Below are 24,295 nucleotides of genomic sequence, written 5' to 3' on the forward strand. Positions count from 1 at the left end.
CCATGCCCCGCCTAAAATCGCGGGTTCCCCCGAAAGAAAGCCCCTTGCCATGAGCCCGCGTCGCCTGTTCGTCACCACCGCCCTGCCCTACGCCAACGGCCACTTCCACATCGGCCACATCATGGAATACATCCAGGCCGACATCTGGGTGCGGTTCCAGCGCATGCAGGGCCACGAGGTGCACTTCGTCTGTGCCGACGACGCGCACGGCGCGCCGATCATGATCGCGGCCGAAAAGGCCGGCAAGACACCGCAGCAGTTCGTGGCCGACATCGCCTCGGGCCGCAAGCCCTACCTGGACGGTTTCCACATCGGTTTCGACAACTGGCACAGCACCGACGGCCCGGAAAACCACGAACTCGCGCAGGACGTGTACCGCGCGCTCAAGGCCAACGGCCTGATCGAGACCCGCACCATCGAGCAGTTCTACGACCCTGAAAAGGGCATGTTCCTGCCCGACCGCTTCATCAAGGGCGAGTGCCCCAAGTGCGGCGCGAAAGACCAATACGGCGACAACTGTGAGAACTGCGGCGCCGTCTACGCGCCCACCGAGCTGAAGAACCCCTACTCGGCCCTCTCGGGCGCGGCGCCGGTGCTGAAGCAATCGGACCACTTCTTCTTCAAACTCTCCGACCCGCGCTGCATGGCCTTTCTGGACCAGTGGACGCAGAGCGGCGCGGTGCAGCCCGAGGTGCTGAACAAGATCAGCGAATGGATCGAACCCGGCGAAGACGGCAAGCCCAAGATGGGCGACTGGGACATCAGCCGCGATGCGCCCTACTTCGGCATTGAAATCCCGGACGCACCGGGCAAGTACTTCTATGTGTGGCTCGACGCGCCCATCGGCTACCTCGCCTCGCTGAAGAATTATTTCGACAAGACAGGGCGCGACTACGACACCTTCATGGCCTCGCCCGAAACCGAGCAGTTCCACTTCATCGGCAAGGACATCATCACCTTCCACACCCTGTTCTGGCCGGCGATGCTCAAGTTCAGCGGCCGCAAGGTGCCCAACGCGGTGTTCGTGCACGGCTTCCTCACCATCAACAACGGCGAGAAGATGAGCAAGAGCCGTGGCACCGGGCTGAACCCGCTCAAGTACCTGAAACTCGGCATGAACCCCGAGTGGCTGCGCTACTACCTGGCGGCCAAGCTCAGCGGCAAGAACGAAGACATCGACTTCAACCCCGAGGACTTCATGGCCCGGGTCAACAGCGATCTGGTGGGCAAGTTCATCAACATCGCCTCGCGCGCGGCCGGCTTCATCGCCAAGCGCTTCGACGGCCAGTTGGGCGAAGTCTCGGCCGATGGCGATGCGCTGCTGGACCACCTCGAAGTGGCCGCCCCGAGCATCACCGAGCTCTACGCCGAACGCGAATACGGCAAGGCGCTGCGCGAGATCATGCTGCTGGCCGACCGCGTGAACGCCTACGTGGACCAGAACAAGCCCTGGGAGCTGGCCAAGAAGGAAGGCATGGAAGGCCGACTGCACGATGTGTGCACCACCTGCATCGAAGCCTTCCGCCTGCTCACGCTCTACCTCAAGCCCGTGCTGCCCGCGCTGGCGAAAGACGTGGAAGCCTTCCTGAACACCGAGCCGCTGCAGTTCGCCGACGCCACCCGCCTGCTCGGCAAGGGCCACCGCATCGGCGCCTACCAGCACCTGATGCAACGTGTGGACGTGAAGCAGCTTGACGCTCTGTTTGAGCCGCCACCCGCACCCGCCGTGGAGCTGGTGGTGCCCGGCGGTGAACCGATCGCCGACACCATCTCCATCGACGACTTCAGCAAGATCGACCTGCGCATCGCACAGATCGTCAACTGCGAAGCGGTGGAGGGCTCAACCAAGCTGCTGCGCCTGACGCTCGACGTGGGCGAGGGCCGCACGCGCAACGTCTTCAGCGGCATCGCCAGCGCCTACCGTCCCGAAGACCTGGTGGGCAAGCTCACCGTGATGGTGGCCAACCTCGCGCCGCGCAAGATGAAGTTCGGCGTCAGCGAAGGCATGGTGCTCGCCGCCAGCCACGCCGACGAGAACGCCGAACCCGGCATCCACATCCTCAACCCCTGGCCAGGTGCGACCCCGGGCATGCGGGTTCGCTGAAACGACAACACGTGTTTGAACCCATCCGCGGTTTCACCAGCCTGCAGCGCACGCCGCAGGCCGACCTGAAGCTCGGCACCGTGCTGGCCTTCGTGGCCGGTGCGGCCAACGCGGGCGGTTTCCTGGCCGTGGGCCAGTACACCTCGCACATGACGGGCATGGTCTCGTCGATGGCGGACCACCTCGTGCTGGGCCAGTTCGTGCTGGCCGGCGCAGCACTGGCCGCGGTGCTGGCCTTTCTGCTGGGCGCCATGAGCACCGCCTGGTTGGTGAACTGGGGCATGCGGCTGCAGCTGCGCAGCGCCTACGGCCTGCCACTGCTGATCGAAGCGGCGCTGCTGCTGGTGTTCGGCATCTTTGGAGCCGCCATGAGCCTGTGGCACACGGTGTTCCTGCCGGTCACGGTGCTGCTGCTCTGTTACATCATGGGTCTGCAGAACGCCGTGATCACCAAGATCTCGCAGGCGCGAATCCGCACCACACACGTGACCGGCCTGGTCACCGACTTGGGCATCGAGCTGGGCAAGCTGCTGTATGTGAACCGCCACCCGGACATGCAACCGGTGCGCGCTGACCGCGAACGCCTGCGTGTGCACGCCCAACTGGTGATCAGTTTCCTGGTGGGCGGCATCGCCGGCGCCCTGGGCTTCAAACACCTGGGCTACATCAGCACCGTGCCGCTGGCCCTGATGCTGTTGCTGCTGGTCATGCGCCCGGCGCTCGACGACTGGCAGCGCCTCAGAGCCACCTGAAAGTCGCTCAACGACCCCGGTCGAGATCCGGGTCGCGCACGCTCAGGGTCGACAACACCCGCATGTCGGGGTTGAAAATCACCGTGAACACCTTGCTGTCGCTCTCGTTCGGCCCGTCACGGTAGCGCCAGTCGTGGTGCGTTTCTTTCTTGAGGTCGTAAGTGGTGATCTTCATCGGCTTGCCGAGCAGCTTGCGCACCTCCTCCATCGGCATGCCCGGCTGGATCAGGGCGAAATTGCGCTCCGTCAGCACCTGTCGCAGCGCCGCCATCTTGCCGTCCGGGCCGATGGTGATCTGGTAGTTCTGGTACCCCGCGGGCTGGCGGTTGTATTCGTAGACCTGTGCACCGTCCGGTCCGTCCCACACCGCCTCGGGCTGGCCGAAGCGCTCGCGCACATCTTCCTCGGTTGAGACGCCCTCTTCCAGCTCGCCAATCGCTTGCTGGTCGCAGGCGGTCATCAGCAACGCTGCAGAAAACGCCAGCGCCCAGCGTGCCGGGTGGCGCGTGAAATGCATCAACGGGTGTGTCATGGGAGCACCAGATCAGGGCAAAAACTCAGTGTAAACCCCCATCTGCGCGCCATCCGCCTGTAAGCTGGGGCATCGGTTGCCAACCGTAACATTTCAAGATGCTGAACCACCTGCCCCCACTGGCGCCCTTCCGGCCTCGACTGATCCAGGACATCAAAGGCTACAACGGCGAGAAGCTGGCCAAAGACATGGGCGCTGGCGCCACCGTCGGCATCGTGGCACTGCCGCTGGCCATGGCCTTTGCCATCGCCAGCGGTCTCAAACCCGAGGCGGGCCTGTGGACCGCCATCATCGCGGGCTTCCTGATTTCGGCCTTGGGTGGCACCTCGGTGCAGATCGGTGGCCCGGCCGGCGCCTTCATCGTCATCGTCTACGGCATCGTCGAGCGCTATGGCGTGGCCAACCTGCTGATTGCCACAGCCAGTGCCGGCGTGTTGCTGTTTCTCATGGGCCTGTTCCGGCTGGGCACGCTGGTGCGCTATGTGCCGGTGAGTGTGGTGATTGGCTTCACCAACGGCATCGCGGTGCTGATTGCGTTGTCACAGGTGCGCGACTGGCTGGGCCTGGACATCGCCAGGATGCCGGGTGATTTTTTCGGCCAGATAGCCACCCTCACCCAGCATGTTCACAGCGTCAATCCCTACGCTTTTTCGCTGGGGGTGCTGTGTGTGATCGGGCTGTTTCTCTGGCCGAGGCTGTGGGCGGTGGATTCACAATTCCGCCGACAGCTCGACCGCATCGAAACCGTGAGCGCACTCAGGGCGACCTCGCGGCTGCCGGCGCCGGTCGTGGCCCTGGTCACGCTGTCGCTGGGGTCCTGGGCCCTGAGCCTGCCGGTGGAGACCATCGGTTCGCGCTTCGGCGGCATCCCGCAAAGCGTGCCGGCGTTCGAGTTGCCGGCCTTTTCCTGGGAGACGGTTCGCCTGCTGGTCACGCCCACCCTCACCCTCGCACTGCTCGGGGCCATCGAGTCGCTGCTGTGTGCGCGCGTGGCCGACCAGCTCAGCAACACCCGCAAGCACGACCCCAACCAGGAGCTGATGGCCCAGGGCATCGCCAACGTGGTGGTGCCCTTCTTTGGCGGGATGCCGGCCACCGGCACCATCGCTCGCACCGTCACCAACATCCGCTCGGGCGCGGTCTCCCCCGTGGCTGGCATGGTGCACGCCGCGACGCTCGCCGCCGTGGTGCTGATCGCCGCGCCGCTGGCCCAGCACATCCCGCTGGCCGTGCTCGCAGGGGTGTTGCTGTTCGTCGCCTGGAACATGGGTGAATGGCGCGAGTTCGGCCGCCTCAAGCACTTCAGCAACCACTACCGCCTGATGATGGTGTCCACCTTCCTGGTGACCATCGTCTTTGACCTCACGGTGGCTGTCGAGCTGGGTCTGGTCATGGCCTGCTTCCTGTTCGTGCGGCGGCAGAGCGACATCTTCCGGGCCGATGTGCTGGCCCGGCATCCCCACCAGCTGACCTACCGGCTCTATGGTTCGCTGTTCTTTGGCGCGGTGGCCAAAATCGATCCCATCGTGGCCGATGTCGAAGGCGGCCCCGCTGGCGTCAACCTCATGCTCGATGCCACCCAGCTGATTTCGCTCGACACCACCGGTCTGGACGCGCTGGAACAGTTGCACAAGGCGGTCCAAAAGCGCGGCGGCCACATGGGCATCGTCGGATTGAACGCCCAACCCCGCTCTCTGATCGAACGTTCAGGCTTTCACCAGCGGCTGCACACCTGTCAATGAGGACACTGGGGCCAGGGCCACGGCGCCTGGCCCGGTAAAATCACCGGTTTTCCGTCCACAGCGCTTTGCGCACTGCCCGCCATGTCCTTCTTTGCCCGCCCGCACTACACGTCTGACGCGACGCAGTTCATCGACCAGCTCAAGGCCGACCACCCCGAACTGGAGCAGGCGCAGCGCGAAGGCCGCTCGCTGCTGTGGGACAAGCAGATCGATCGCGACTTCCAGATCAAGGCCGTGCAAGCCCAGGTGCCCCAGCAGCCCTACGTCTACCAGACCGGCTCGGACCACACCTGATCCGCCCGTGGCCGCCCCTTGATGAGCAACGAGGCCAGCACGCTCGATGCGGCCCCTGAGGGGCTGGACGCGTTGCTGCCGGCGGTCGTCGATCAGGTGGCGCTCGCCCGCCTGTACGGCGAACCGCTGTTCTCGATGCCGCGGGACCTGTACATCCCGCCCGATGCGTTGCAGGTGTTCCTCGAAGCCTTCGAAGGCCCGCTGGACCTGCTGCTCTACCTGATCCGCAAGCAGAACTTCAACATTCTCGACATCCCGATGGCGGCGGTGACGCGCCAGTACCTGAGCTACGTCGACGAGATCCGCGCCAGCAACCTGGAACTGGCGGCCGAGTACCTGCTGATGGCGGCGATGCTGATCGAGATCAAGTCGCGCATGCTGCTGCCGCCCAAGAAGACGGCCGAGGGCGAAGAAGCCGAAGACCCGCGCGCGGAACTCGTGCGCCGCCTGCTCGAGTACGAGCAGATGAAGCTCGCCGCACAGCGGCTGTCGGAAATGCCGCAATACGGCCGGGACTTCCTGCGCGCGCAGGTGTACGTCGAGCAGGCGCTGGCGCCGCGCTTCCCCGACGTGAGCGCCATCGACCTGCAGAGCGCCTGGCGCGACATCATGAAACGCGCCAAGCTCGTGCAGCACCACAAGATCAGCCGAGAAGAGCTCTCGGTGCGCGAACACATGAGCATCGTGCTGCGCCATTTGCAGGGTCGAAAATTCGTCGAGTTCGGCGAGCTTTTCGATCCCTCGCGCGGCCAGCAGGTGCTGGTCGTGACCTTCATCGCCATGCTGGAACTGGCCAAGGAAACGCTGATCGAGCTGACCCAGGCCGAGGCGTTTGCGCCCATCTACGTCAGGCTCGCTTACACCCCCAATTGAGGCAGTGGCTCTCCCTGAGAGATGCCTCATCCCGTCCCACTCCATCCATTTCCGACACGCCATGAGCGCCCACCATTCCTTTGACGTCCTCATCATCGGCAGCGGTCTGGCCGGTCTCACCGCCGCCCTGAAACTCGCGCCCACCCACCGCGTGGCGGTGGTCACCAAGCGCGGCATCTCCGACGGTTCGAGCAACTGGGCCCAAGGCGGCATCGCGGCCGTGCTGGCGGAGGGCGACAGCTACGCCTCGCACGTGGACGACACGCTGGTGGCCGGCGCCGGGCTGTGCGACCTGGAGGCCACGCAGTTCACGGTAGAGAACGCGCCGGGCGCGATTGCCTGGCTGCAGGAACTGGGCGTGCCCTTCTCCACCGAAAACGGCGAACTGCACCTGACCCGTGAAGGCGGACACACCCACCGCCGCATCGTTCACGCCACCGACGCCACGGGCGCGGCCGTGCACACCACGCTCAGCAAGCTCGCGCGAGCCACCCCCGGCATCACGTTCTTCGAGAACCACATGCTGGTCGATCTGATCACCGACGCCAAACTGCCGGGTCACAAGGCCGGCAACGGGTCGGTGCGCTGCCACGGGGCCTATGTGCTGGACGTGGACCGCGACGAGGTCGAAACCTTCAGCGCACCCCACACCATCCTGGCCACCGGCGGCGCGGGCAAGGTGTATCTCTACACCACCAACCCCGACACCGCCACCGGCGATGGCATCGCTGCCGGCTGGCGCGCGGGCTGCCGAGTGGGCAACATGGAGTTCATCCAGTTCCACCCGACCTGCCTGTACCACCCCAATGTCAAGAACTTCCTGATCACCGAAGCCGTGCGCGGCGAAGGCGGGCAGCTGAAGCTGCCACCGCACCTGGGGAGCCACCGCTTCATGCCCGACCACGATCCGCGTGCCGAACTCGCACCGCGCGACATCGTGGCCCGCGCCATCGACTACGAGATGAAGCGCCACGGCCTGGACTGCGTGCACCTCGACATCTCGCACCAGAGCCCCGAGTTCCTGAAAGAGCACTTCCCCAACATCCTGGCGCGCTGCGCCGAGCTGGGCATCGACATCACCAAAGAGCCCATTCCCGTGGTGCCCGCCGCGCACTACACCTGCGGCGGCGTGGTGACCGATCTCGAAGGACACACCGACCTCGAAGGCCTGTACGCCGTGGGCGAGACCACCTGCACCGGCCTGCACGGCGCCAACCGCCTGGCCAGCAATTCGCTGGTGGAGTGCATGGTGTTCGCCCAGGCCGCCGTGAAGGCCATCCAGACCGCGGCCGTGGTCGCCAGCCCCGACATTCCCCTGTGGGACGACAGCCGCGTCAAGGACGCCGACGAACAGGTCGTGATCTCGCACAACTGGGACGAGCTGCGCCGTTTCATGTGGGACTACGTCGGCATCGTGCGCACCAACAAGCGCCTGGAGCGGGCGGCCCACCGCATCACCCTGCTGCAGCGCGAGATTCATGAGTTTTACGCCCAGTTCCACGTCACCCGGGATCTGCTGGAGCTGCGCAACCTCGTGCAGGTGGCCGATCTGATCGTGATGTCGGCCATGCTGCGGCACGAAAGCCGGGGCCTGCATTTCAGCCGGGACTACCCCGATCTGCTGCCCGAAGCCAAACCCACGATCCTCGTGCCACCGGCAAGGTGACAGCCCCCAAACTCCGCCGCTGCGCCCAGAAAGGCTGATCCGAACGGCGTCCGGCAGTGGCAGGCATCTCAAGCTAAAGTAGCGGGATGATCACCCAAGCCGAATCCGGCAGTTCCAAACGCCCCGTGAAGCCCTCGCAACCGGCCGCGAGCGCGGCGGCGGCGAGCTTTGCCGCGCTGGTGGGCAAGCTGGACTACCTCGGCCCGAGTGACATCGACAGCATCCGCAAGGCCTACCGCTTCGCTGACGAAGCCCACCTGGGCCAGCTGCGCAAGAACGGCGACCCCTACATCACCCACCCGATCGCGGTGGCCGCCCAATGCGCAGAATGGAAGCTGGACGCCCAGGCCCTCATGGCGGCGCTCATGCACGATGCCATGGAAGACTGTGGTGTCAGCAAGGCCGAACTGGTGGAGCGCTTCGGCGCACCGGTGGCCGACCTCGTGGACGGCCTGACCAAGCTGGAAAAGCTGGCCTTCGACACGCGAGAGCAGAACCAGGCCGAATCGTTCCGGAAGATGCTCCTGGCGATGGCGAAGGACGTGCGGGTCATTCTCGTCAAGCTCGCCGATCGCACGCACAACATGCGCACCATGGGTGACATGCCGCGCGACAAATGGCAACGCATCAGCAACGAGACCCTCGAGATCTACGCACCCATTGCTCACCGGCTGGGACTCAATTTCACGTACCGCGAACTGCAGGACCTGGCGTTCCGTTTCCTGCACCCCTGGCGCTATGAAGTCCTGTCCAAGGCACTCAACAAGTCGCGCAACCGCCGCAAGGACCTGATCAGCCGGGTGCAGCGCGAGGTCGAGTCGACGTTTGCCCGACATGGCATGTCGGTGCGCATCGTGGGTCGCGAGAAGACCCTGTATTCGGTCTACCGCAAGATGGACACCAAGCACCTGTCGTTTTCGCAGGTGACCGACATCTACGGCTTCCGCATCGTGGTGCCCGACCTGAGCGACTGTTACACCGGCATGGGTCTGCTGCACCAGCTCTACAAACCGGTGCCGGGCAAGTTCCGCGACTACGTGGCGATCCCGAAAGTCAACGGCTACCAGTCGCTGCACACGACGCTGATCGGCCCGTTCGGTACCAACATCGAATTCCAGCTACGCACCCACGCCATGGATGTTGTAGCGGAGTCGGGCGTGGCGGCGCACTGGCTTTACAAGGCCAGCGAACCCAACAGCGACATGTCGCAGCGCCTGGGCACCCAGTGGCTGCAGTCGCTGCTGGACATCCAGCAGGAAACCCACGACGCGAGCGAGTTCTGGGACCACATCAAGATCGACCTGTTTCCCGATGCGGTCTATGTGTTCACGCCCAAGAGCAAGATCATGGCGCTGCCGCGGGGCGCGACCGTGATGGACTTTGCCTACGCCATCCACAGCGGCGTGGGCAACCGGGCCGTCGGCGCCCGCATCAATGGCGAGCAGCGCCCGCTGCGCACCGAGCTGGCCAACGGCGACATCATCGAGATCGTCACCAGCGACACCGCCGAGCCCAACCCGGCCTGGCTGTCCTTCGTCAAGACGGGCCGCGCACGATCCAAGATCCGGCACCACCTGAAAACGCTGGCACAGGAAAAGGCCAACGAACTGGGTGAGCGCATGTTGACGCAGGCCCTGCGCTCCGAGGGGCTCGCCACCCTGCCAACTGAAAGCGGCGAGTACAAGGCCACCTGGGACAAACTGCTGCGTTTCACCGGCAACAAGACCCGCAATGAGCTGCTCACGGACATCGGCATGGGCAAGCGCATTGCCAACATGGTCGGCAAAAAACTGGCGGTGCTGCTGGCAGAAACCGGCCTCAAACCCGACGCGGTCCTGATCAGCACCGAACGCTACGCCTCGGGCGAGAACGAATCGGTGTCACAAGGCGTGGTGAGTCTGGATGGCAGCGAAGGCTTGTCGGTGCAATACGCTTCCTGCTGCAAACCCATCCCCGGCGACCGCATCGTCGGCTACCTGGGCCGTGGAGAAGGCCTGATCGTGCACGCCGAAGACTGCCCGACCGGACGGCGCCTGCTGGCCCGTGACAGCGAGCGCTTCCTGCAGGTGGAATGGTCGGACGACCCGGTGCGTGCTTTTGACACCACAGTGATTGTGACCGTGACCAATGGCAAAGGGGTGCTCGCCCGCGTGGCTTCGGCCATCGCCGCCGCCGAAGCCGACATCACCCACGTGGACATGGGCGACGAGCCCGCGCAGACGGCGACCGACATCCGTTTCTCGGTGGCGGTTCGGGACCGGGTGCACCTGGCGGAAGTGCTGCGCAGCCTCAAACGCACGAATTCCGTGCTCAAGGCGCAACGCCTCAAGCCCTGAGGAGACTCAGGTGGCAGGTGCCGGGTAAGTGACGGAGAGCACCTCCAGCTCCTGCACACCACCGGGAACCACCAATCGCACCACGTCGCCGACGCGCGACTTCAGCAGCGCACGAGCGACTGGAGACACCCAGCTGATCTCGTGGTGTGTGCTTCGGGCCTCGTCCACCCCCAGGATCGTGACCGTGGTTTCGGCGCCACTGTCGTCGGAGTAAACCACCGTCGCGCCAAAAAACACCTGATCGCCCCCGTGATGAAGCGAGGTGTCCACCACCTCGGCGATTTCCAGACGCTGGGTCAGAAAACGTATGCGCCGGTCAATTTCCCTCAAACGCTTCTTGCCATACAGGTAATCCCCATTTTCCGAGCGGTCGCCATTGCTGGCGGCCCAGTGCACGATCTCCACGATCCTGGGCCGCTCATCGTCGATCAGGCCGAACAGCTCCGAGCGCAGCAGGTCGTAGCCGGAACGGGTGATGTAGTTGACACCGGTGGGCAACGCTGGCGAAGCGGGGAGCTCGTCGTCTGCGTCGTTGTCGGTCTCGCGGGTGAAGGCCTTGCTCATGAACAGTGAAGGCAGGGAAAGAATGCGATCGGAAAATAAAAAAGCCTGCAGCTTGTGGCTGCAGGCTTTTCATTTGGTGCGGCTGGCAGGAATCGAACCCACGACCCCTTGGTTCGTAGCCAAGTACTCTATCCAGCTGAGCTACAGCCGCTAAGCTTCGTATTCTAGCACGGTTTTTGGTAGGCCGTGTTGGACTTGAACCAACGACCAAAGGATTATGAGTCCTCTGCTCTAACCAACTGAGCTAACGGCCCGGCAAGGCACGCATTGTAGGGCCCGGGCCAACCCGCTCATTTGTTGTGGCTCAGCGCATTGCCCACCAGCTTGGCGGTCACATCGACGATCTGGATCATGCGGTCGTAGGGCATGCGTTGCGGGCCGATCACGCCCAGCGTACCCACGACCTGGCCATCCACCTCATACGGCGCGGTCACCACAGACAGCTCCTGGAACGGCACCACTTGGCTCTCGCCGCCGATGTAGATGCGCACGCCGTCGGCCTGGGTGGACACATCCAGCAGGCGAATCAGCTGGGTCTTCTGTTCAAACAGGTCGAAGAGCTGACGCAAGTGGCCCATGTCGCTCGAGAACTCGCTGACCGACAGCAGGTTGCGCTCCCCAGACACCACGATGTGCTCTTGCGCCGAGCCAGTTCCGGTCCCGATGTCGACGGCCGCCTGCATCAGCTGGGCGATTTCGCCGCGCAGCGCATCCACTTCGGTCTTGAGTCGCGCGCGCACTTCTTCCATGGTGAGGCCCGCGTAGTGCGCGTTGAGGAAGTTGGCGGCTTCGAGCAGCTGCGACTGACTGAAACTGACCTGTGTGTGGATGATGCGGTTCTGCACATCTCCCTCGGGCGAGACCAGGATCACGAGCACGCGACGTTCGGACAGGCTCAAAAACTCGATGTGGCGAAACACCGACGTGCGTCTGGGTGCCATCACCACACCGACAAACTGCGACAGACTGGACAACATCTGCGCCGCGTGGCTGATGACCCGCTGCGGCTGGGCACCGGCCTCGATGCCGGCGGCCCCCATCTCGTCCGCACTGACCAGTCCTTCGCGACGCACCGTGAGCATGGTGTCAACGAACAGCCGGTAACCGCGCGCAGTCGGGATGCGACCGGCCGACGTGTGAGGGCTGGCGATCAGGCCCAGTTCTTCCAGGTCGCTCATCACATTGCGGATGGTCGCTGGCGACAACTCCATGCCGGCCGCCTTGGCCAGCGTGCGCGACCCCACAGGCTGGCCGTCGGCGATGTATCGCTCGACGAGGGCTTTGAGCAGCAACTTGGCGCGGTCATCCAACATGCCTTCATTTTACGGACGCCAGCGAAGTGGCGGCGGTCCATGTGCAAGGGTTTTTGTGGGCGGGTCACACCAATGCCTATGTTGTAATTTGTGCATGAGCCTGCCCTCCCCCCATCGCCACGGGTCCATGCCCGACGGAAAGACTTTGCGTTTTGCGCACGTGGCCATCGTCGGCAAATACCAGGCCCCGGGCTCGCGCGACGTGGTGGAGGAAGTGGCTCATTTCCTGCATGACGAAGGCTGCGAGGTGTCGCTGGAGCGGGAGACAGCGCTCAACACCGGCCTGCTGCAGTACCCCGCGCTGGACGTGCCGGCCATGGGCCAGTCCATCGATCTGGCGCTGGTGCTCGGCGGCGACGGCACCATGCTGGGCATCGGGCGGCAACTCGCCCGCTACGGGGTGCCCCTGGTGGGCATCAACCAGGGTCGCCTGGGTTTCATCACCGACATCCCCTTCGACACCTACCGGGACAACCTGCGGTCGATCCTCAGGGGCGAATACGAAGAAGACACGCGTGCGCTGATGGCCGCCAGCGTCTGGCGCGACGGTCGCTGTGTGTTCGAGGCCACTGCACTCAACGATGTGGTGGTCAACCGGGGTGGCGTGGCCAGCATGATCGAGCTGCGGGTCGAGGTCGATGGCCACTTCGTGGCCAACCAGCGCGCCGACGGCCTGATCATCGCCACCTCCACCGGATCCACGGCCTACGCGCTCTCCGCGGGCGGACCGCTGCTGCACCCGGCCATCGACGGCTGGGTGATGGCGCCGATCGCGCCGCACACCTTGTCGAACCGGCCCATCGTGTTGCCGGCACATTGTGAGGTCGCGGTGGAAATCGTCTCAGGCAAGGACGCCAGCGCCAACTTCGACATGCAGTCGCTCACCAGCCTGATGCACGGCGACCGCATCGTGGTGAGGCGTTCGGAGCACACCTTGCGTCTGCTGCACCCGCAGGGCTGGAGCTACTTCGACACACTGCGCAAGAAACTGCACTGGAACGAAGGCGCGTGAAATAGCGGTCAGAATACGACCGCTGTTTCCTCCGTTTCCAATTCCTCCCATGAGCCTCAGACGCATCGTTTTGCGCGACTTCGTCATCGTGCAGTCGCTGGACCTCGAACTTGATCAGGGCTTTTGCGTGCTCACCGGCGAAACCGGTGCGGGCAAGTCCATCCTGATCGACGCGCTGCAACTCGCCCTGGGAGCCCGCGCCGAAAGCGGTGTGGTGCGCGAGGGTGCCACCCGCTGCGAGATCGCGGCCGAATTCGACACACCGGCGTCGGTCAAGCCCTGGCTGGAAGAACAGGGGTTCTCAAGCGAAGACAGCCTGCTGCTGCGCCGCACCGTGGACACCGAGGGCCGCAGCCGGGGCTGGATCAATGGCAGTGCCGCCACCATGGCACAGCTCAAGACACTGGCAGACGATCTGGTCGATATCCATGGCCAGCACGCCTGGCAAAGCCTCACCCGCAACGATGCGGTGCGCGGCCTGCTGGACGCCTACGCCGGCATCGACACCTCGACTGCCTCGGCGTTGTGGGCACGCTGGCGCCAGCACCGCAAGGCCCTGGACACCGCCATCGAGCGGCAGAACACCCTGCAGCTGGAAAGCGAGCGCTTGGCCTGGCAGATCGGCGAGCTGGACAAACTGCGGCCCTTGGCCGGCGAATGGGAAGACATCAACGCACAGCACAGCCGCCTGGCCAATGCCCAAGGGCTGCAGGACGCCGCCCAGCTGGCGGTGGCGGCGCTGGACGACGAAGAAGGCAGCGCCGCCAGCCTGATCCACCGTGCCCTGGGTGCGTTGCAGGCCCAGGCCCACATCGAGCCGGCCTTCGGCGGACCGATCGAAGCGCTGGAGGCCGCGCTGGCCCAGGTGCAGGACACCGTGCACAGCTTGCACCAGTACGCGCGCCACGCCGACCAGGACCCTGCCAGCCTCGAAGCGCTGGACCAGCGCCTGTCGCTGTGGATGTCTCTGGCCCGACGCTACCGGCGCCCACCCGAAGAACTGGCCGAGCTGCACACGGCCTGGAAAACCGAACTCGCGCAGATCGACCAGGCGCTGGACCTCGACAGCCTGAAAGCCGCCGAACGCAAGGCCTGGCAAGGCTTCGAAGCAGAACTCAGCGTGCTGAGCAAAAAACGCCAGCAGGCTGCCCCCAAACTGTCGAAGGCCGTGAGCGAGGCCATGCAGACGCTGGGCATGCAGGGTGGCCGCTTTGAGGTGGCCCTGCAGCGCCTGGACGAGCCGCAGGCGAGTGGCTGGGAACAGGTGGAGTTTCTCGTGGCGGGTCACGCCGGCGTCAGCCCGCGCCCGGTGGGGAAAGTGGCCTCGGGCGGTGAGCTGTCGCGCATCGCACTGGCGATCTCGGTGGTCACCAGCCGCCTGGGCCAGGCGCCCACCCTGATTTTTGACGAGGTGGACTCGGGCATCGGTGGTGCCGTGGCGCACACCGTGGGGCAGCTGCTGCGCCAGCTCGGCCGGGACCGCCAGGTGCTCGCCGTGACCCACCTGCCGCAGGTCGCGGCCTGCGGCGATCACCACCTGTTGGTGAGCAAGCGCCAGAACGGGCGATCCACCCACAGCACGGTCACTGTGATCGACCAGGAACAACGCGTGAGCGAAGTCGCGCGCATGCTCGGCGGCAACGACCGCTCTGAAGTTTCGCTGGCGCACGCGCGCGAGCTGCTCGCCGCATGAACACCCCGCCCCCGTCCAGCAAGCCCCCCGTCGAGATCGAGCTGGTGCTCATCACCGGCATGTCGGGCTCGGGGAAATCGGTCGCACTCACCGCGCTCGAAGACCTGGGTTTCTATTGCGTCGACAACCTGCCGCCCGAGTTGCTCGCGTCCTTCATCGCGCTGGAGCAAAGCCACCGGGCCAGCAAGGTGGCCATTGCGATGGACGTGCGCAGTGCCGCGTCGTTGCCCGGACTGCCTGCCCGCCTGGCCGATCTCCTCAAACAACCCGGGCAGCAGATCCACCTGAGCACGGTGTTTCTCGACGCCACCACCGACACCCTGGTGCGCCGATTCTCCGAAACGCGCCGACGCCACCCGCTCTCGCTCAAGCAGTCGGACGACGAACACCGTGCGCTGACCGACGCCATCGAATACGAACGTGAACTGCTGTCCGAGCTGCGCGAGCAGGCCTTGGTGCTCGACACCAGCCTGATCAGGCCGGCGCGCCTGCGCAGCCACATCAAGGAACTGCTCGGTGCACAACAGGCGCCGCTGACCCTGGTGTTCGAGTCGTTCGCGTTCAAGCGCGGCATCCCCATGGACGCCGACTTCGTGTTCGACGTCCGCATGCTGCCCAACCCGCACTACGAAGCCGCGCTGCGTCCGCTCACCGGACGCGACGCGCCGGTGGCCGCTTACCTGGCCGAGTACCCGGAGGTCGCGCAGATGGAGCGGCAGATCGGTGACTTCCTGCGCCACTGGTTGCCCCAGATGCTGGAGGACCACCGTAGCTACGTGACGGTGGCGATTGGCTGCACGGGCGGACAACACCGGTCGGTCTATCTGGTGGAGCGACTGGCCCAGGCGTTCTCCGTGGCCTGGGCGACGCGCTTGCGCCATCGCGAAGTGGATGGGTGGCCCGTGGCGCCAGCGCGCGCAGCGGTGCCTGGCCCCTGAGGGTCAGCCGGGCAACTGCGGCAGCAGGGAGCGCAATGGTGTGGGCAAGCCAACTTGTTCCAGCCGGTCCAGCAAAACCCACTGCCCATCCGCGTGAGAGTTCATCGCCCGGTCCGATGGCACGTCCACCAGCAAAGGATGCAGACGCAACTCGCGGTGGGTGAGGCTGTGCACGATGGGCGACAGCTCATGCACGACGAGACCGGCGAGCCGCGGTGACTCGCTGGCGAGTGCCTCGCCCGAAAACACGGGCGTGCAATACAAGCCGGCCCAGATGCCACGCGCTGGCCGACGCTCCAGCCAGACCTTCTGCCCGTCCGGCGAAGCGCAACGCCAAATCAACAGCCACCAGCTTTCGTGCCGGCGCAACAGCTTGCGTGTCTTGACCGGGTAACGCTCCACCGTGCCCGCCAAATGGGCGAGGCACAGGGACTGCACCGGGCAGCGCTCGCAACCCGGACGGGTGCGTGAACAGATGCTGGCCCCCAGATCCATCAGTCCCTGCGTGTAGGCGACCATGTCGGCCGCGGTGGGCTCGGTGGGCAACAGGGCCTGCGCCATGTCCCACAAAGCGCGCTGGGGAGCTGTCTGCGACTGATCACCATCAAACGCCAGCAGGCGGCTCAGCACGCGGCGCACATTGCCATCCACGATGGAAATCCGCTCACCGTGGCAAAACGCCGCGATCGCCGCAGCGGTGGACGCACCGATGCCGGGCAAGGTCTCCAGCGCCTCTGCGCTGGACGGAAACACCCCGCCGTGTTCAGACACCACCGCCTGCGCGCAGCGGTGCAGGTTGCGCGCGCGGCTGTAGTAGCCCAGTCCGCTCCACAGCGCCATCACGTCGTCGGCGGGCGCTGCGGCGAGCGAATGGACGTTGGGGAACCGTTGCAGAAAACGGTCGTAGTAGCCCAGGACGGTGCTGACCTGGGTCTGCTGCAGCATGATTTCAGACAGCCAGACACGGTAAGGATCGCGCGTGCCCTGCCAGGGCAGGCCGTGCCGGCCGCTGTGGCGTTGCCAACGGATCAGCGCCGGTGCAAAGCCGGTGGCCCCTTCGGCGACGCGGCTCATGCCGCGACAGCTTCGGCGGAGGTGTCTTCGGGTGCGGCCAGCAGCTGGCCGGTGAGTTCGGCCAGCTTGACGTCCACCAGATTGAGCTGGGCCTGCTGGGCCTGAAGCTCACGGATGCGGTCATCCAGGCCACTCGCGGCCTGCTGGATGCGAGACACCGCCTCGATGCGGCGGCTGAAATTGCGGCGGCGCTCGCGCAGCTGGGCATCCAGCTGGGCTGCGGCCGACTTGTTCCAGAGCTCCACCGAGTTGACCGCCGTTTCGTACACCACCCGCAGGCGGCTCATCAGCGCTCGCGCCAGGCGTTCGGCAAACTCGGGCTGCGCCAGGCGCAGCGCGTTGCCCAGGCTCAGGTACTGCAGGTGACTCTTTTCGATCAACTCCAGGTCCTTGAGGTACTGGCTCAATTGCGGCGGTGTGGGTGGCTGGAGCGAAAACCCGTACTCGGCGTTCAGGTTCTTGAAACTGCCCTCCAGCATGGACTGGATCTCGGTGGCCAACTGATCGGCACGCAACAGGTCGGCGCGCAGGTGCTCAAAGGTGTTGCCATAGGCTCGCCGCACCCCCAGCTTGATGCCCGGCTGCTTGAGCGCACGCGCCAGCGCGCTCACATGGGTCTTCAGCTGCGTGGTGCCGAGCAGGGCAAACAGGTCTTTGAGCAATCGCAGATGCACCGATCTCACAGCCTGGATCTTGGCACCGCTGGCGTCGAAGTCGGCCTGCTCCTGCTCGATGCGCAGACGCATCTGCTTGATCACACCCGTGTTCTTGCCGCGAAGGCCTTCCAGCTCCTGAACCTGCTCCACCAGATCGCGCGCCCGCGTGTGCACGAGGCGGCCGGTTTCCTGTCGCAGTGCCTGCACGCCAGACGCCACCGCCGCCCCGAGAATCTGGCGGCGCTGCCCCAGGATGTCACTGCCCAGCGCGGCCTCCAGCTCCATCAGGTTGCTGGCCTGCAACAGCTTGTCGTCGCGGCTGACTTTCGCCAGCAAGCCCTTTTGCGCCGACACCGCGATCACCTGCCGTGGCGACAAGCCCAGCACATCGGCGGAGTCCGTGCGCTGCGAAGCGACCTGCAGCTGCACCTGTTCGGGCGAGCTCAGCGCGTCCCACATGGTGTCGATCTTGTTGAGCACCACCAGGCGGGTGGCCTGACCGTCGGCCAGCCCGGTGATGTGCTGGCGCCAGATCGCCAGATCGGACTTGGTCACGCCCGTGTCGGCCGCCAGAATGAACACCACCGCGTGCGCCTGCGGCAACAGGCTCACGGTGAGTTCCGGCTCGGCACCGATGGCGTTCAGTCCTGGCGTGTCCAGAATCACCAGTCCCTGCTTGAGCAGGGGATGGGCCATGTTGATCAGCGCGTGGCGCCACTTGGGCACCTCCACCAGACCGTCCGCGCCCACCGGCGGGTTGTCGTCGGGCAATTCGTCGTTCCAGAAACCGAGTGCGGCCGCCTCGGACCGGCTGACGCGGCGCACCTCGGCCACCTTCTGGATGGCCCGCGCGAGCTGCTGGGGATCGTTGACATCCAGATCCACCCGCTCCCATTTGGCGGTCGAGTTGCGCCAATCCAGCAGCGACTTGGATTGCAGCCGGGTTTCAATGGGCAACAACCTCAAACAAGGCGGAATCTCGGCGTCGTACCCCAGCTCGGTGGGACACATGGTGGTGCGACCGGCGCTCGCGGGCATGATGCGCCGCCCGTATCCGGCAAAAAACACCGCGTTGATCAGCTCGGACTTGCCCCGGGAGAACTCGGCGACGAAGGCCACCATGATCTTGTCGTTCTTGACCTGGACGTGCAGCTGATCCAGCCGCTCGCGCACCCCCGCCTCCAGCAGATCGTGGTCGCTGAGCCATTCGGACATCAGCTTGAGCCGCAGCGCAAACTGCTTGCGCCAAGCGCCGTGCTCGTCAAATTCCTGATTGAAGCTCATGTGCCGGTGGGGTGTGTTTGGAACCAATATAGCATCGCGCCCTCAGGCCCTCAGGCCTTCTGGCAGCTCGGGCAGAAAAAGCTGGATCGCTGCCCCTGCTTGAGTTGCCGGATCGGCGTGGCGCAAACGCGGCAAGACAGCCCCTCGCGGCCATACACCATGGCATCGAGCTGAAAGTAGCCACTCTGCCCGTCGGCACTGGAAAAGTCGCGCAGCGTGCTGCCACCCAAGGCGAGCGCCCGCTGCAAAACGGTGATCACCGCACCGTGCAGCAGCGCAGCCCGGGGCCCACTGAGCCGATCGGCCCGCAGTGTGGGGCGGATGCCGGCAAAGAACAACGCCTCAGAGGCATAGATGTTGCCCACGCCCACCACGATGTCCCCCGCGAGCAGCACCTGCTTGATGCTGGCGCGGCGCTGGCGCAGCGCCTGGTGAAAAGACCGCGGATCAAACCCGGGCTCCAACGGCTCCACTCCCAGCCTGTCCAGCAGCTTTCTGGCGCGCGGGTCGTCCACCGAATCCGCGAAAACCACAGCACCGAACCGCCGAGGATCGTGCAAGCGCAGCAGGCCCCGACTGGTCTGGCATTCGAAGTGGTCGTGCACACCACGCTCGGGCAGGCTGGACGCAAACTGAAGGCTGCCCGACATGCCCAGATGCAACAGCAGCAGGCCCTGATCCAGCTCGATCACCAAGTATTTGCCCCGTCGGCCGACGGTTTTCACCTCGCGCCCGACCAGGGTCGATGGCTCGCAGCCCAGTGGCCAACGCAAGGGCTTCCCCATCGCCACGCCCAACACTGTCGCGCCCGCGATGCGGTCGGCAAAGCTGCGGCGCGTGACTTCAACTTCGGGCAATTCAGGCATGGAACAACTATTTTTTGAGACCATCGGAACGCTGGCGACAGCAAGTGACTCACTCCCTGTCGGACACCACCGTTCCATTATCATGACCCGATGAACACCCTGCAAAACCCCGGCCAACGTGGCCATCAGCGCCGTGCCCACCGGATGGCCGTGAGTGGTCTGCTGTGCCTCAGCTTGCTGGGTTCGCCGCTGATGGTGCTGGCCCAGGACAAACCCGAAACGTCCTCCGAGGCGACGGTGAACAACTCCAGCCTCAGCGCACCGTTGTTCTACCAGCTGCTGCTGGGCGAGCTCAATGTGACCGCCGGAGAACCGGGTACGGCCTATTCGCTGATCCTGGACGCGGCGAGAAAACAAGAAGATCCCCTTCTGTACCGCCGCGCCGTGGACATTGCGCTGGAGGCGCGCTCGGGCGAAGCCGCTCTGGCCGCCGCCCGGGCCTGGTCCCAGGCGATTCCTGCATCGACCGACGCAGATCGCTTCGAGCTCCAGATCCTGCTGGCGCTCAATCGGGTGACCGAAACCGGGCCGGTGCTGCGCAAGCTGGTCGAGCGAGCGCCCGCCGCGAATCGCAACGATGCCATCAACAGCATCCCGCAGATTTTCTCCCGGGTGCCAGACAAGGCGCTGGCATTGAAGGTGGTTCGTGAAGCCCTGGCGCCGTCATTGAAATCCCCTGCCCATTCGGCGGCCGCCTGGACAACGATCGGGTACATGGAGCTCGCGGACAACCAGTTGCCTCAAGCCCTGACTTCTGCACGCAGCGGACATGCCGCCGAACCTGCGTCCGCCTTTCCGGCGTTGCTTGCGCTGGAACTGATGGAGCGTGGTCAGGGCGCAGCCGAGGCCGTCGTGAGCGGCCAACTCAAGGCGAGCCCGCCCACTGCAGGTGGCTCACCCATTGTGGCCATGGCCTACGCGCGCATCCTGTTTGACCTGCAGCGCAACGCTGAGGCACTGGTTCAACTGGACCAACTGACCCGCCTGCAGCCAGAGGTCATGGAGCCCTGGCTGCTGCTGGCCACATTGCAGGTGCAGAGCAACCGCCTGCCGGCTGCCACGCAGTCGCTGCAAACCTACATGGGCCTGGCCCGACAGGCAGGCGACGAGCGTGCCGCACGGGGTCTGACCCAGGCCTACTTGCTGATGGCGCAGATTGCTGAGAAGAAAAAGGACTTCGCCGCCGCCAACGCCTGGCTGGACCGCATCGAAAACGCCGACGACATCATGGCGGCACAGATGCGTCGAGCGTCGCTGCTGGCGCACCAGGGGCAGATGCCCAAGGCAAGGGCACTGTTGCGCAACCACCCGGAACGCCGCCCTGAGGATGCCAGGCTCAAGTTCGTGGCCGAAGCCCAGTTGCTGCGCGACTTCAAGGAGTGGCAAAAAGCGTACGAGGTGTACGCCGAGGCCGTGACCCGCTTTCCCCAGGACAGTGACTTGATCTACGACCAGGCCATGATGGCCGAGAAGGTCAACCAGATCGACTCGATGGAGCGACTTTTCCGCCAGGTGATTGCCATCAAGCCTGAGCATCATCACGCCTACAACGCACTGGGCTATTCGCTGGCCGACCGCAGCTTGCGGCTGCCCGAGGCGAAACAGTTGATCGAGAGGGCCGTGGCTTTGGCGCCCGACGACGCCTACATCCAGGACAGCCTGGGATGGGTCGAGTTCCGCATGGGCAACGCCGGCCGTGCAACGGAAATCCTGCGGGCCGCCTACGCGAAGCGACCGGACGCCGAGATCGCAGCCCACCTCGGCGAGGTGCTGTGGGCGCAAGGGCAACGCGACGAAGCACTCAAGATCTGGCGGGAAGGCCTGCTGCTCGCCAGCGACAACGAAACCTTGCAAAGCACCCTGCAGCGCTTGCGCGTCAAACCATGATCCTGGCGACCGCCTGGCGCGCCATGCGGCGCGGATGTGCCGTGGGAGCATGTGGCGCCGCCTTGCTGCTCGTTGCGTGTGCCACACCCGCACCGACCGCATCCCTCGACGGAGCACCCTACTGGAATGGCCGTCTGGCCCTCACCGTGGACAGCGATCCACCCCAATCTTTTTCGGCGGGTTTTGACCTGCGTGGAACGCCCCAGACGGGGGAGCTGCAGCTCAACTCCCCCTTGGGCACCGCGCTGGCCACCGTTCGCTGGACACCCGAAGGCGCAGAGCTGCTCCAGGGCGACAAAATCACCAGGCGCCCGACACTGGACACCTTGACCACCGAGCTGGGCGGCCATGCACTGCCCGTGGCAGCCCTGTTTGCCTGGCTGCGCGGACACGGTGCGTCGGTCAACGGCTGGCAGGCAGACCTCTCCCGACAAGCCTCCGGGCGCATCGTCGCCAGACGAACACAGCCGCTCCCGACGGCCGAATTGCGCATCGTGTTCCAACCATGACTTCGCTCCAAGCACCCTTGCGGCAGTTGTTGAACGTTGCCGCTCCCGCAAAGCTCAACGTGTTTCTCCACGTCACGGGGCAGCGCCCTGACGGCTACCACCTGTTGCAGTCGGTGTTCATGCTGATTGACTGGTGCGACACCTTGCACTTCGATCTGCGCAACGACGGCAGCTTGAGTCGCGAGGACATGCAGCCAGGCAAGCTTCCCCCGGAAGACCTCTGCCTGAAAGCCGCACGCGCTTTGCGACAAGCCACCGGTTGCGACATGGGCGCACACATCCGGCTCGACAAACGCATTCCGGCCGAGGCGGGCATGGGCGGCGGCTCGGCCGATGCGGCCACCTGCCTGATCGCGCTCAACCGCCTGTGGGGCCTGGGTTTGAAGCGCGCCGAGCTGGCCGCCATCGGCCTTCGTCTGGGCGCCGATGTGCCGTTTTTCATTGGTGGCAGAAACGCCTGGGTCGAGGGCGTGGGAGAACAATTGATCCCCATCTCATTGCCTCCGGCGCGCTTCGTCGTGGTCAAACCGGCGACCGGCGCATCCACTCAGGCCATTTTCAGTGCACCAAATCTGCAACGGGCCACAAAAACTGCTACAATCCAAGGCTTTGCTGCAAACAACACACACGGATTGTTGGCTTGCGATCTCCAGGACCTCCTGGCGTTCGGTCACAACGATCTGCAACCCGTCGCTGAGGCCTTGTGCCCCGATGTGGTGGAGTGCTTGGATTGGCTTTCGGCTCGCGGTCTGCGAGGCAGAATGACCGGATCAGGTACTGCGGTGTTTGCGCAAATGCTGCAGTCAGTGGATCTGTCCGGTGCGCCGGATGACTGGGTGGTCCACGAATGCAGCAACATGGATGCACATCCATTGCTTGACTGGTGCACCGATTAGAATCGGGTCGCGCACCAGCCCGGTCAGTGAATGCGCAACCTGCGACATTTTTTGGGTCGCCTGTGCAACGCAAGCTGCACAGGGGTCCTGAGTAGGGGAGTCGCCAAGTTGGTAAAGGCACTGGATTTTGATTCCAGCATGCGAGGGTTCGAGTCCTTCCTCCCCTGCCACCATTTTTCATGAAACACACGCAGCGGCGATGCCGCTGCACGGCCAGCGCCCTGGCCGTTGATACAGCTGGGAATACCATGCAAGTTCAGCCCCCGGATTTCATGATCTTCACCGGCAATGCCAATCCCGTGCTGGCTGCGGAAATTGCGCAGCACCTGGGCACGCACCTCGGCTCCGCCAACGTGGGCCGTTTCTCCGATGGTGAAGTCACGGTTGAAATCACGCAAAACGTGCGCACCCGCGAAGTGTTCGTGATCCAGTCCACCTGTGCGCCGACCAATGAGAACCTGATGGAGCTCATCATCATGGTCGATGCGCTCAAACGCGCTTCGGCTTCGCGCATCTCGGCCGTGATCCCCTACTTTGGCTACGCTCGCCAGGACCGCCGCCCACGCTCCAGCCGCGTACCGATCACCGCCAAGGTGGTTGCCAACATGCTGCAGGCGGTCGGCGTCGATCGTGTCCTGACCATGGACTTGCACGCCGACCAGATCCAGGGCTTTTTCGACATCCCGGTCGACAACATTTACGCCTCGCCGGTGCTGCTGGGCGATCTGCGCGCCAAGAACTACACCGACCTGCTGGTCGTTTCGCCCGACGTGGGCGGCGTGGTGCGCGCACGCGCACTGGCCAAGCAGCTGAACTGCGACATGGCCATCATCGACAAGCGCCGCCCCAAGGCCAACGTCTCCGAAGTGATGCACGTGATCGGCGACATCGAAGGCCGCAACTGCGTGATCATGGACGACATGATCGACACCGCCGGCACGCTCGTGAAAGCCGCCGAAGTGCTGAAAGAACGTGGCGCCAAGAGCGTCTACGCCTATTGCACGCACCCGATCTTCTCCGGCCCGGCCATCGAACGCATTGCCAAAGGCAACGCACTCGACGAGGTGGTCGTGACCAACACCATTCCTCTGTCGCAAGCCGCCCAGGCCTGCGCCAAGATCCGCCAGCTCTCCGTGGCACCGTTGATGGCCGAAACCATCGCGCGCATTGCCTCGGGCGAGTCGGTCATGAGTTTGTTTGCTGATCAGGACAACCTTTTCTAAGGCCTGAACGCAACAAAAAGCGGGCCGCCCTGCGCATTGAAAGCAGGCGGCCTTTTTCAACCCGAGGCGTTCTGGTCGCGG

General features: G+C 64.7%; 20 protein-coding genes and 3 tRNA genes. 15 read left to right on the forward strand and 8 right to left on the reverse strand.

Features of this window, described 5'->3' with window-relative positions; all coding sequences use genetic code 11:
- Positions 1-49: 49 nt before the first annotated feature.
- Both metG and IM738_RS14455 read left to right on the forward strand, forming a co-directional pair.
- The gene (gene metG, locus IM738_RS14450; RefSeq protein WP_236961566.1) at positions 50-2,104 is read left to right on the forward strand and encodes a methionine--tRNA ligase; all 2,055 of its coding nucleotides are present in this window, start codon (positions 50-52) and stop codon (positions 2,102-2,104) included.
- An 11-nt stretch (positions 2,105-2,115) separates the two neighbouring features.
- Positions 2,116-2,856: a YoaK family protein gene (locus tag IM738_RS14455; protein WP_236961567.1), complete on the forward strand. Its 741-nt coding sequence runs from the start codon at positions 2,116-2,118 to the stop codon at positions 2,854-2,856.
- 7 nt (positions 2,857-2,863) lie between these two features.
- Here the strand turns inward: IM738_RS14455 and bamE are convergent, their stop codons facing one another.
- On the reverse strand, positions 2,864-3,388 hold the full coding sequence (bamE, locus tag IM738_RS14460; protein WP_236961568.1) for an outer membrane protein assembly factor BamE domain-containing protein: 525 nt from the start codon (positions 3,386-3,388) through the stop codon (positions 2,864-2,866).
- Positions 3,389-3,486: 98 nt separating this feature from the next.
- Here bamE and IM738_RS14465 point away from each other — a divergent pair, with 98 nt between their 5' ends.
- The 5 genes from IM738_RS14465 (at position 3,487) to IM738_RS14485 (ending at position 10,299) form a co-directional block, all read left to right on the forward strand.
- The gene (locus IM738_RS14465; protein ID WP_236961569.1) at positions 3,487-5,130 is read left to right on the forward strand and encodes a SulP family inorganic anion transporter; all 1,644 of its coding nucleotides are present in this window, start codon (positions 3,487-3,489) and stop codon (positions 5,128-5,130) included.
- An 81-nt stretch (positions 5,131-5,211) separates the two neighbouring features.
- Entirely contained in the window at positions 5,212-5,424 is a 213-nt protein-coding gene (locus IM738_RS14470) for a DUF3460 family protein (RefSeq protein WP_236961571.1), read from the forward strand.
- A 21-nt stretch (positions 5,425-5,445) separates the two neighbouring features.
- On the forward strand, positions 5,446-6,297 hold the full coding sequence (locus tag IM738_RS14475) for a segregation and condensation protein A (protein ID WP_077332225.1): 852 nt from the start codon (positions 5,446-5,448) through the stop codon (positions 6,295-6,297).
- A 61-nt stretch (positions 6,298-6,358) separates the two neighbouring features.
- The gene (gene nadB / locus IM738_RS14480; RefSeq protein ID WP_236961573.1) at positions 6,359-7,963 is read left to right on the forward strand and encodes an L-aspartate oxidase; all 1,605 of its coding nucleotides are present in this window, start codon (positions 6,359-6,361) and stop codon (positions 7,961-7,963) included.
- A gap of 86 nt (positions 7,964-8,049) precedes the next feature.
- A complete protein-coding gene (locus IM738_RS14485; protein ID WP_236961575.1) occupies positions 8,050-10,299 on the forward strand; it encodes a RelA/SpoT family protein in 2,250 nt (749 codons plus the stop codon).
- 6 nt (positions 10,300-10,305) lie between these two features.
- Here the strand turns inward: IM738_RS14485 and greB are convergent, their stop codons facing one another.
- The 4 genes from greB to hrcA all read right to left on the reverse strand — a co-directional run bounded on the left by greB (position 10,306) and on the right by hrcA (position 12,176).
- Positions 10,306-10,863, reverse strand: a complete 558-nt coding sequence (gene greB, locus IM738_RS14490) for a transcription elongation factor GreB (RefSeq protein WP_236961577.1) — start codon at positions 10,861-10,863, stop codon at positions 10,306-10,308.
- Positions 10,864-10,937: 74 nt separating this feature from the next.
- Positions 10,938-11,014, reverse strand: a tRNA-Arg gene (locus IM738_RS14495).
- A 26-nt stretch (positions 11,015-11,040) separates the two neighbouring features.
- Positions 11,041-11,117, reverse strand: a tRNA-Ile gene (locus IM738_RS14500).
- Positions 11,118-11,153: 36 nt separating this feature from the next.
- The gene (gene hrcA, locus IM738_RS14505) at positions 11,154-12,176 is read right to left on the reverse strand and encodes a heat-inducible transcriptional repressor HrcA (RefSeq protein WP_236961579.1); all 1,023 of its coding nucleotides are present in this window, start codon (positions 12,174-12,176) and stop codon (positions 11,154-11,156) included.
- 127 nt (positions 12,177-12,303) lie between these two features.
- Here hrcA and IM738_RS14510 point away from each other — a divergent pair, with 127 nt between their 5' ends.
- From IM738_RS14510 to rapZ, 3 genes are read left to right on the forward strand one after another with little or no spacing between them, the layout of a single operon-like run.
- Positions 12,304-13,188, forward strand: coding sequence for an NAD kinase (locus IM738_RS14510; RefSeq protein WP_236966323.1), 885 nt, complete (start codon positions 12,304-12,306; stop codon positions 13,186-13,188).
- Positions 13,189-13,237: 49 nt separating this feature from the next.
- A complete protein-coding gene (gene recN, locus IM738_RS14515) occupies positions 13,238-14,881 on the forward strand; it encodes a DNA repair protein RecN (protein ID WP_236961581.1) in 1,644 nt (547 codons plus the stop codon).
- Positions 14,878-15,819 carry an RNase adapter RapZ gene (gene rapZ, locus IM738_RS14520; RefSeq protein ID WP_236961583.1) on the forward strand — a complete coding sequence of 314 codons (942 nt, stop codon included), beginning with the start codon at positions 14,878-14,880 and terminating at the stop codon, positions 15,817-15,819. The genes recN and rapZ overlap by 4 nt, the downstream gene beginning before the upstream one ends.
- A gap of 3 nt (positions 15,820-15,822) precedes the next feature.
- Here rapZ and mutY read toward each other — a convergent pair whose 3' ends face one another.
- Genes mutY through mutM form a run of 3 tightly spaced genes read right to left on the reverse strand, consistent with a single transcriptional unit; the run spans position 15,823 to position 19,699 of the window.
- The gene (gene mutY, locus IM738_RS14525; RefSeq protein WP_236961584.1) at positions 15,823-16,893 is read right to left on the reverse strand and encodes an A/G-specific adenine glycosylase; all 1,071 of its coding nucleotides are present in this window, start codon (positions 16,891-16,893) and stop codon (positions 15,823-15,825) included.
- A complete protein-coding gene (locus tag IM738_RS14530) occupies positions 16,890-18,833 on the reverse strand; it encodes a dynamin family protein (RefSeq protein ID WP_236961585.1) in 1,944 nt (647 codons plus the stop codon). Before IM738_RS14530 ends, mutY begins: the two co-directional genes overlap by 4 nt.
- A 50-nt stretch (positions 18,834-18,883) precedes the next feature.
- Entirely contained in the window at positions 18,884-19,699 is an 816-nt protein-coding gene (gene mutM / locus IM738_RS14535) for a bifunctional DNA-formamidopyrimidine glycosylase/DNA-(apurinic or apyrimidinic site) lyase (protein WP_236961586.1), read from the reverse strand.
- Between the two features lie 90 nt (positions 19,700-19,789).
- Here mutM and IM738_RS14540 point away from each other — a divergent pair, with 90 nt between their 5' ends.
- From IM738_RS14540 to IM738_RS14560, 5 genes are all read left to right on the forward strand, one after another.
- Positions 19,790-21,586, forward strand: a complete 1,797-nt coding sequence (locus IM738_RS14540) for a tetratricopeptide repeat protein (RefSeq protein WP_236961587.1) — start codon at positions 19,790-19,792, stop codon at positions 21,584-21,586.
- Entirely contained in the window at positions 21,583-22,095 is a 513-nt protein-coding gene (locus IM738_RS14545; protein ID WP_236961588.1) for a lipoprotein insertase outer membrane protein LolB, read from the forward strand. Before IM738_RS14540 ends, IM738_RS14545 begins: the two co-directional genes overlap by 4 nt.
- A gap of 17 nt (positions 22,096-22,112) precedes the next feature.
- Positions 22,113-22,991, forward strand: a complete 879-nt coding sequence (gene ispE / locus IM738_RS14550; protein ID WP_236966324.1) for a 4-(cytidine 5'-diphospho)-2-C-methyl-D-erythritol kinase — start codon at positions 22,113-22,115, stop codon at positions 22,989-22,991.
- 93 nt (positions 22,992-23,084) lie between these two features.
- A tRNA-Gln gene (locus IM738_RS14555) sits at positions 23,085-23,161 on the forward strand.
- A 78-nt stretch (positions 23,162-23,239) separates the two neighbouring features.
- On the forward strand, positions 23,240-24,214 hold the full coding sequence (locus IM738_RS14560) for a ribose-phosphate pyrophosphokinase (RefSeq protein ID WP_236961589.1): 975 nt from the start codon (positions 23,240-23,242) through the stop codon (positions 24,212-24,214).
- Positions 24,215-24,295 lie beyond the last annotated feature (81 nt).

Origin of the sequence: Hydrogenophaga sp. SL48, from assembly GCF_021729865.1 — a bacterium.
GTDB lineage: Bacteria > Pseudomonadota > Gammaproteobacteria > Burkholderiales > Burkholderiaceae_C > Hydrogenophaga.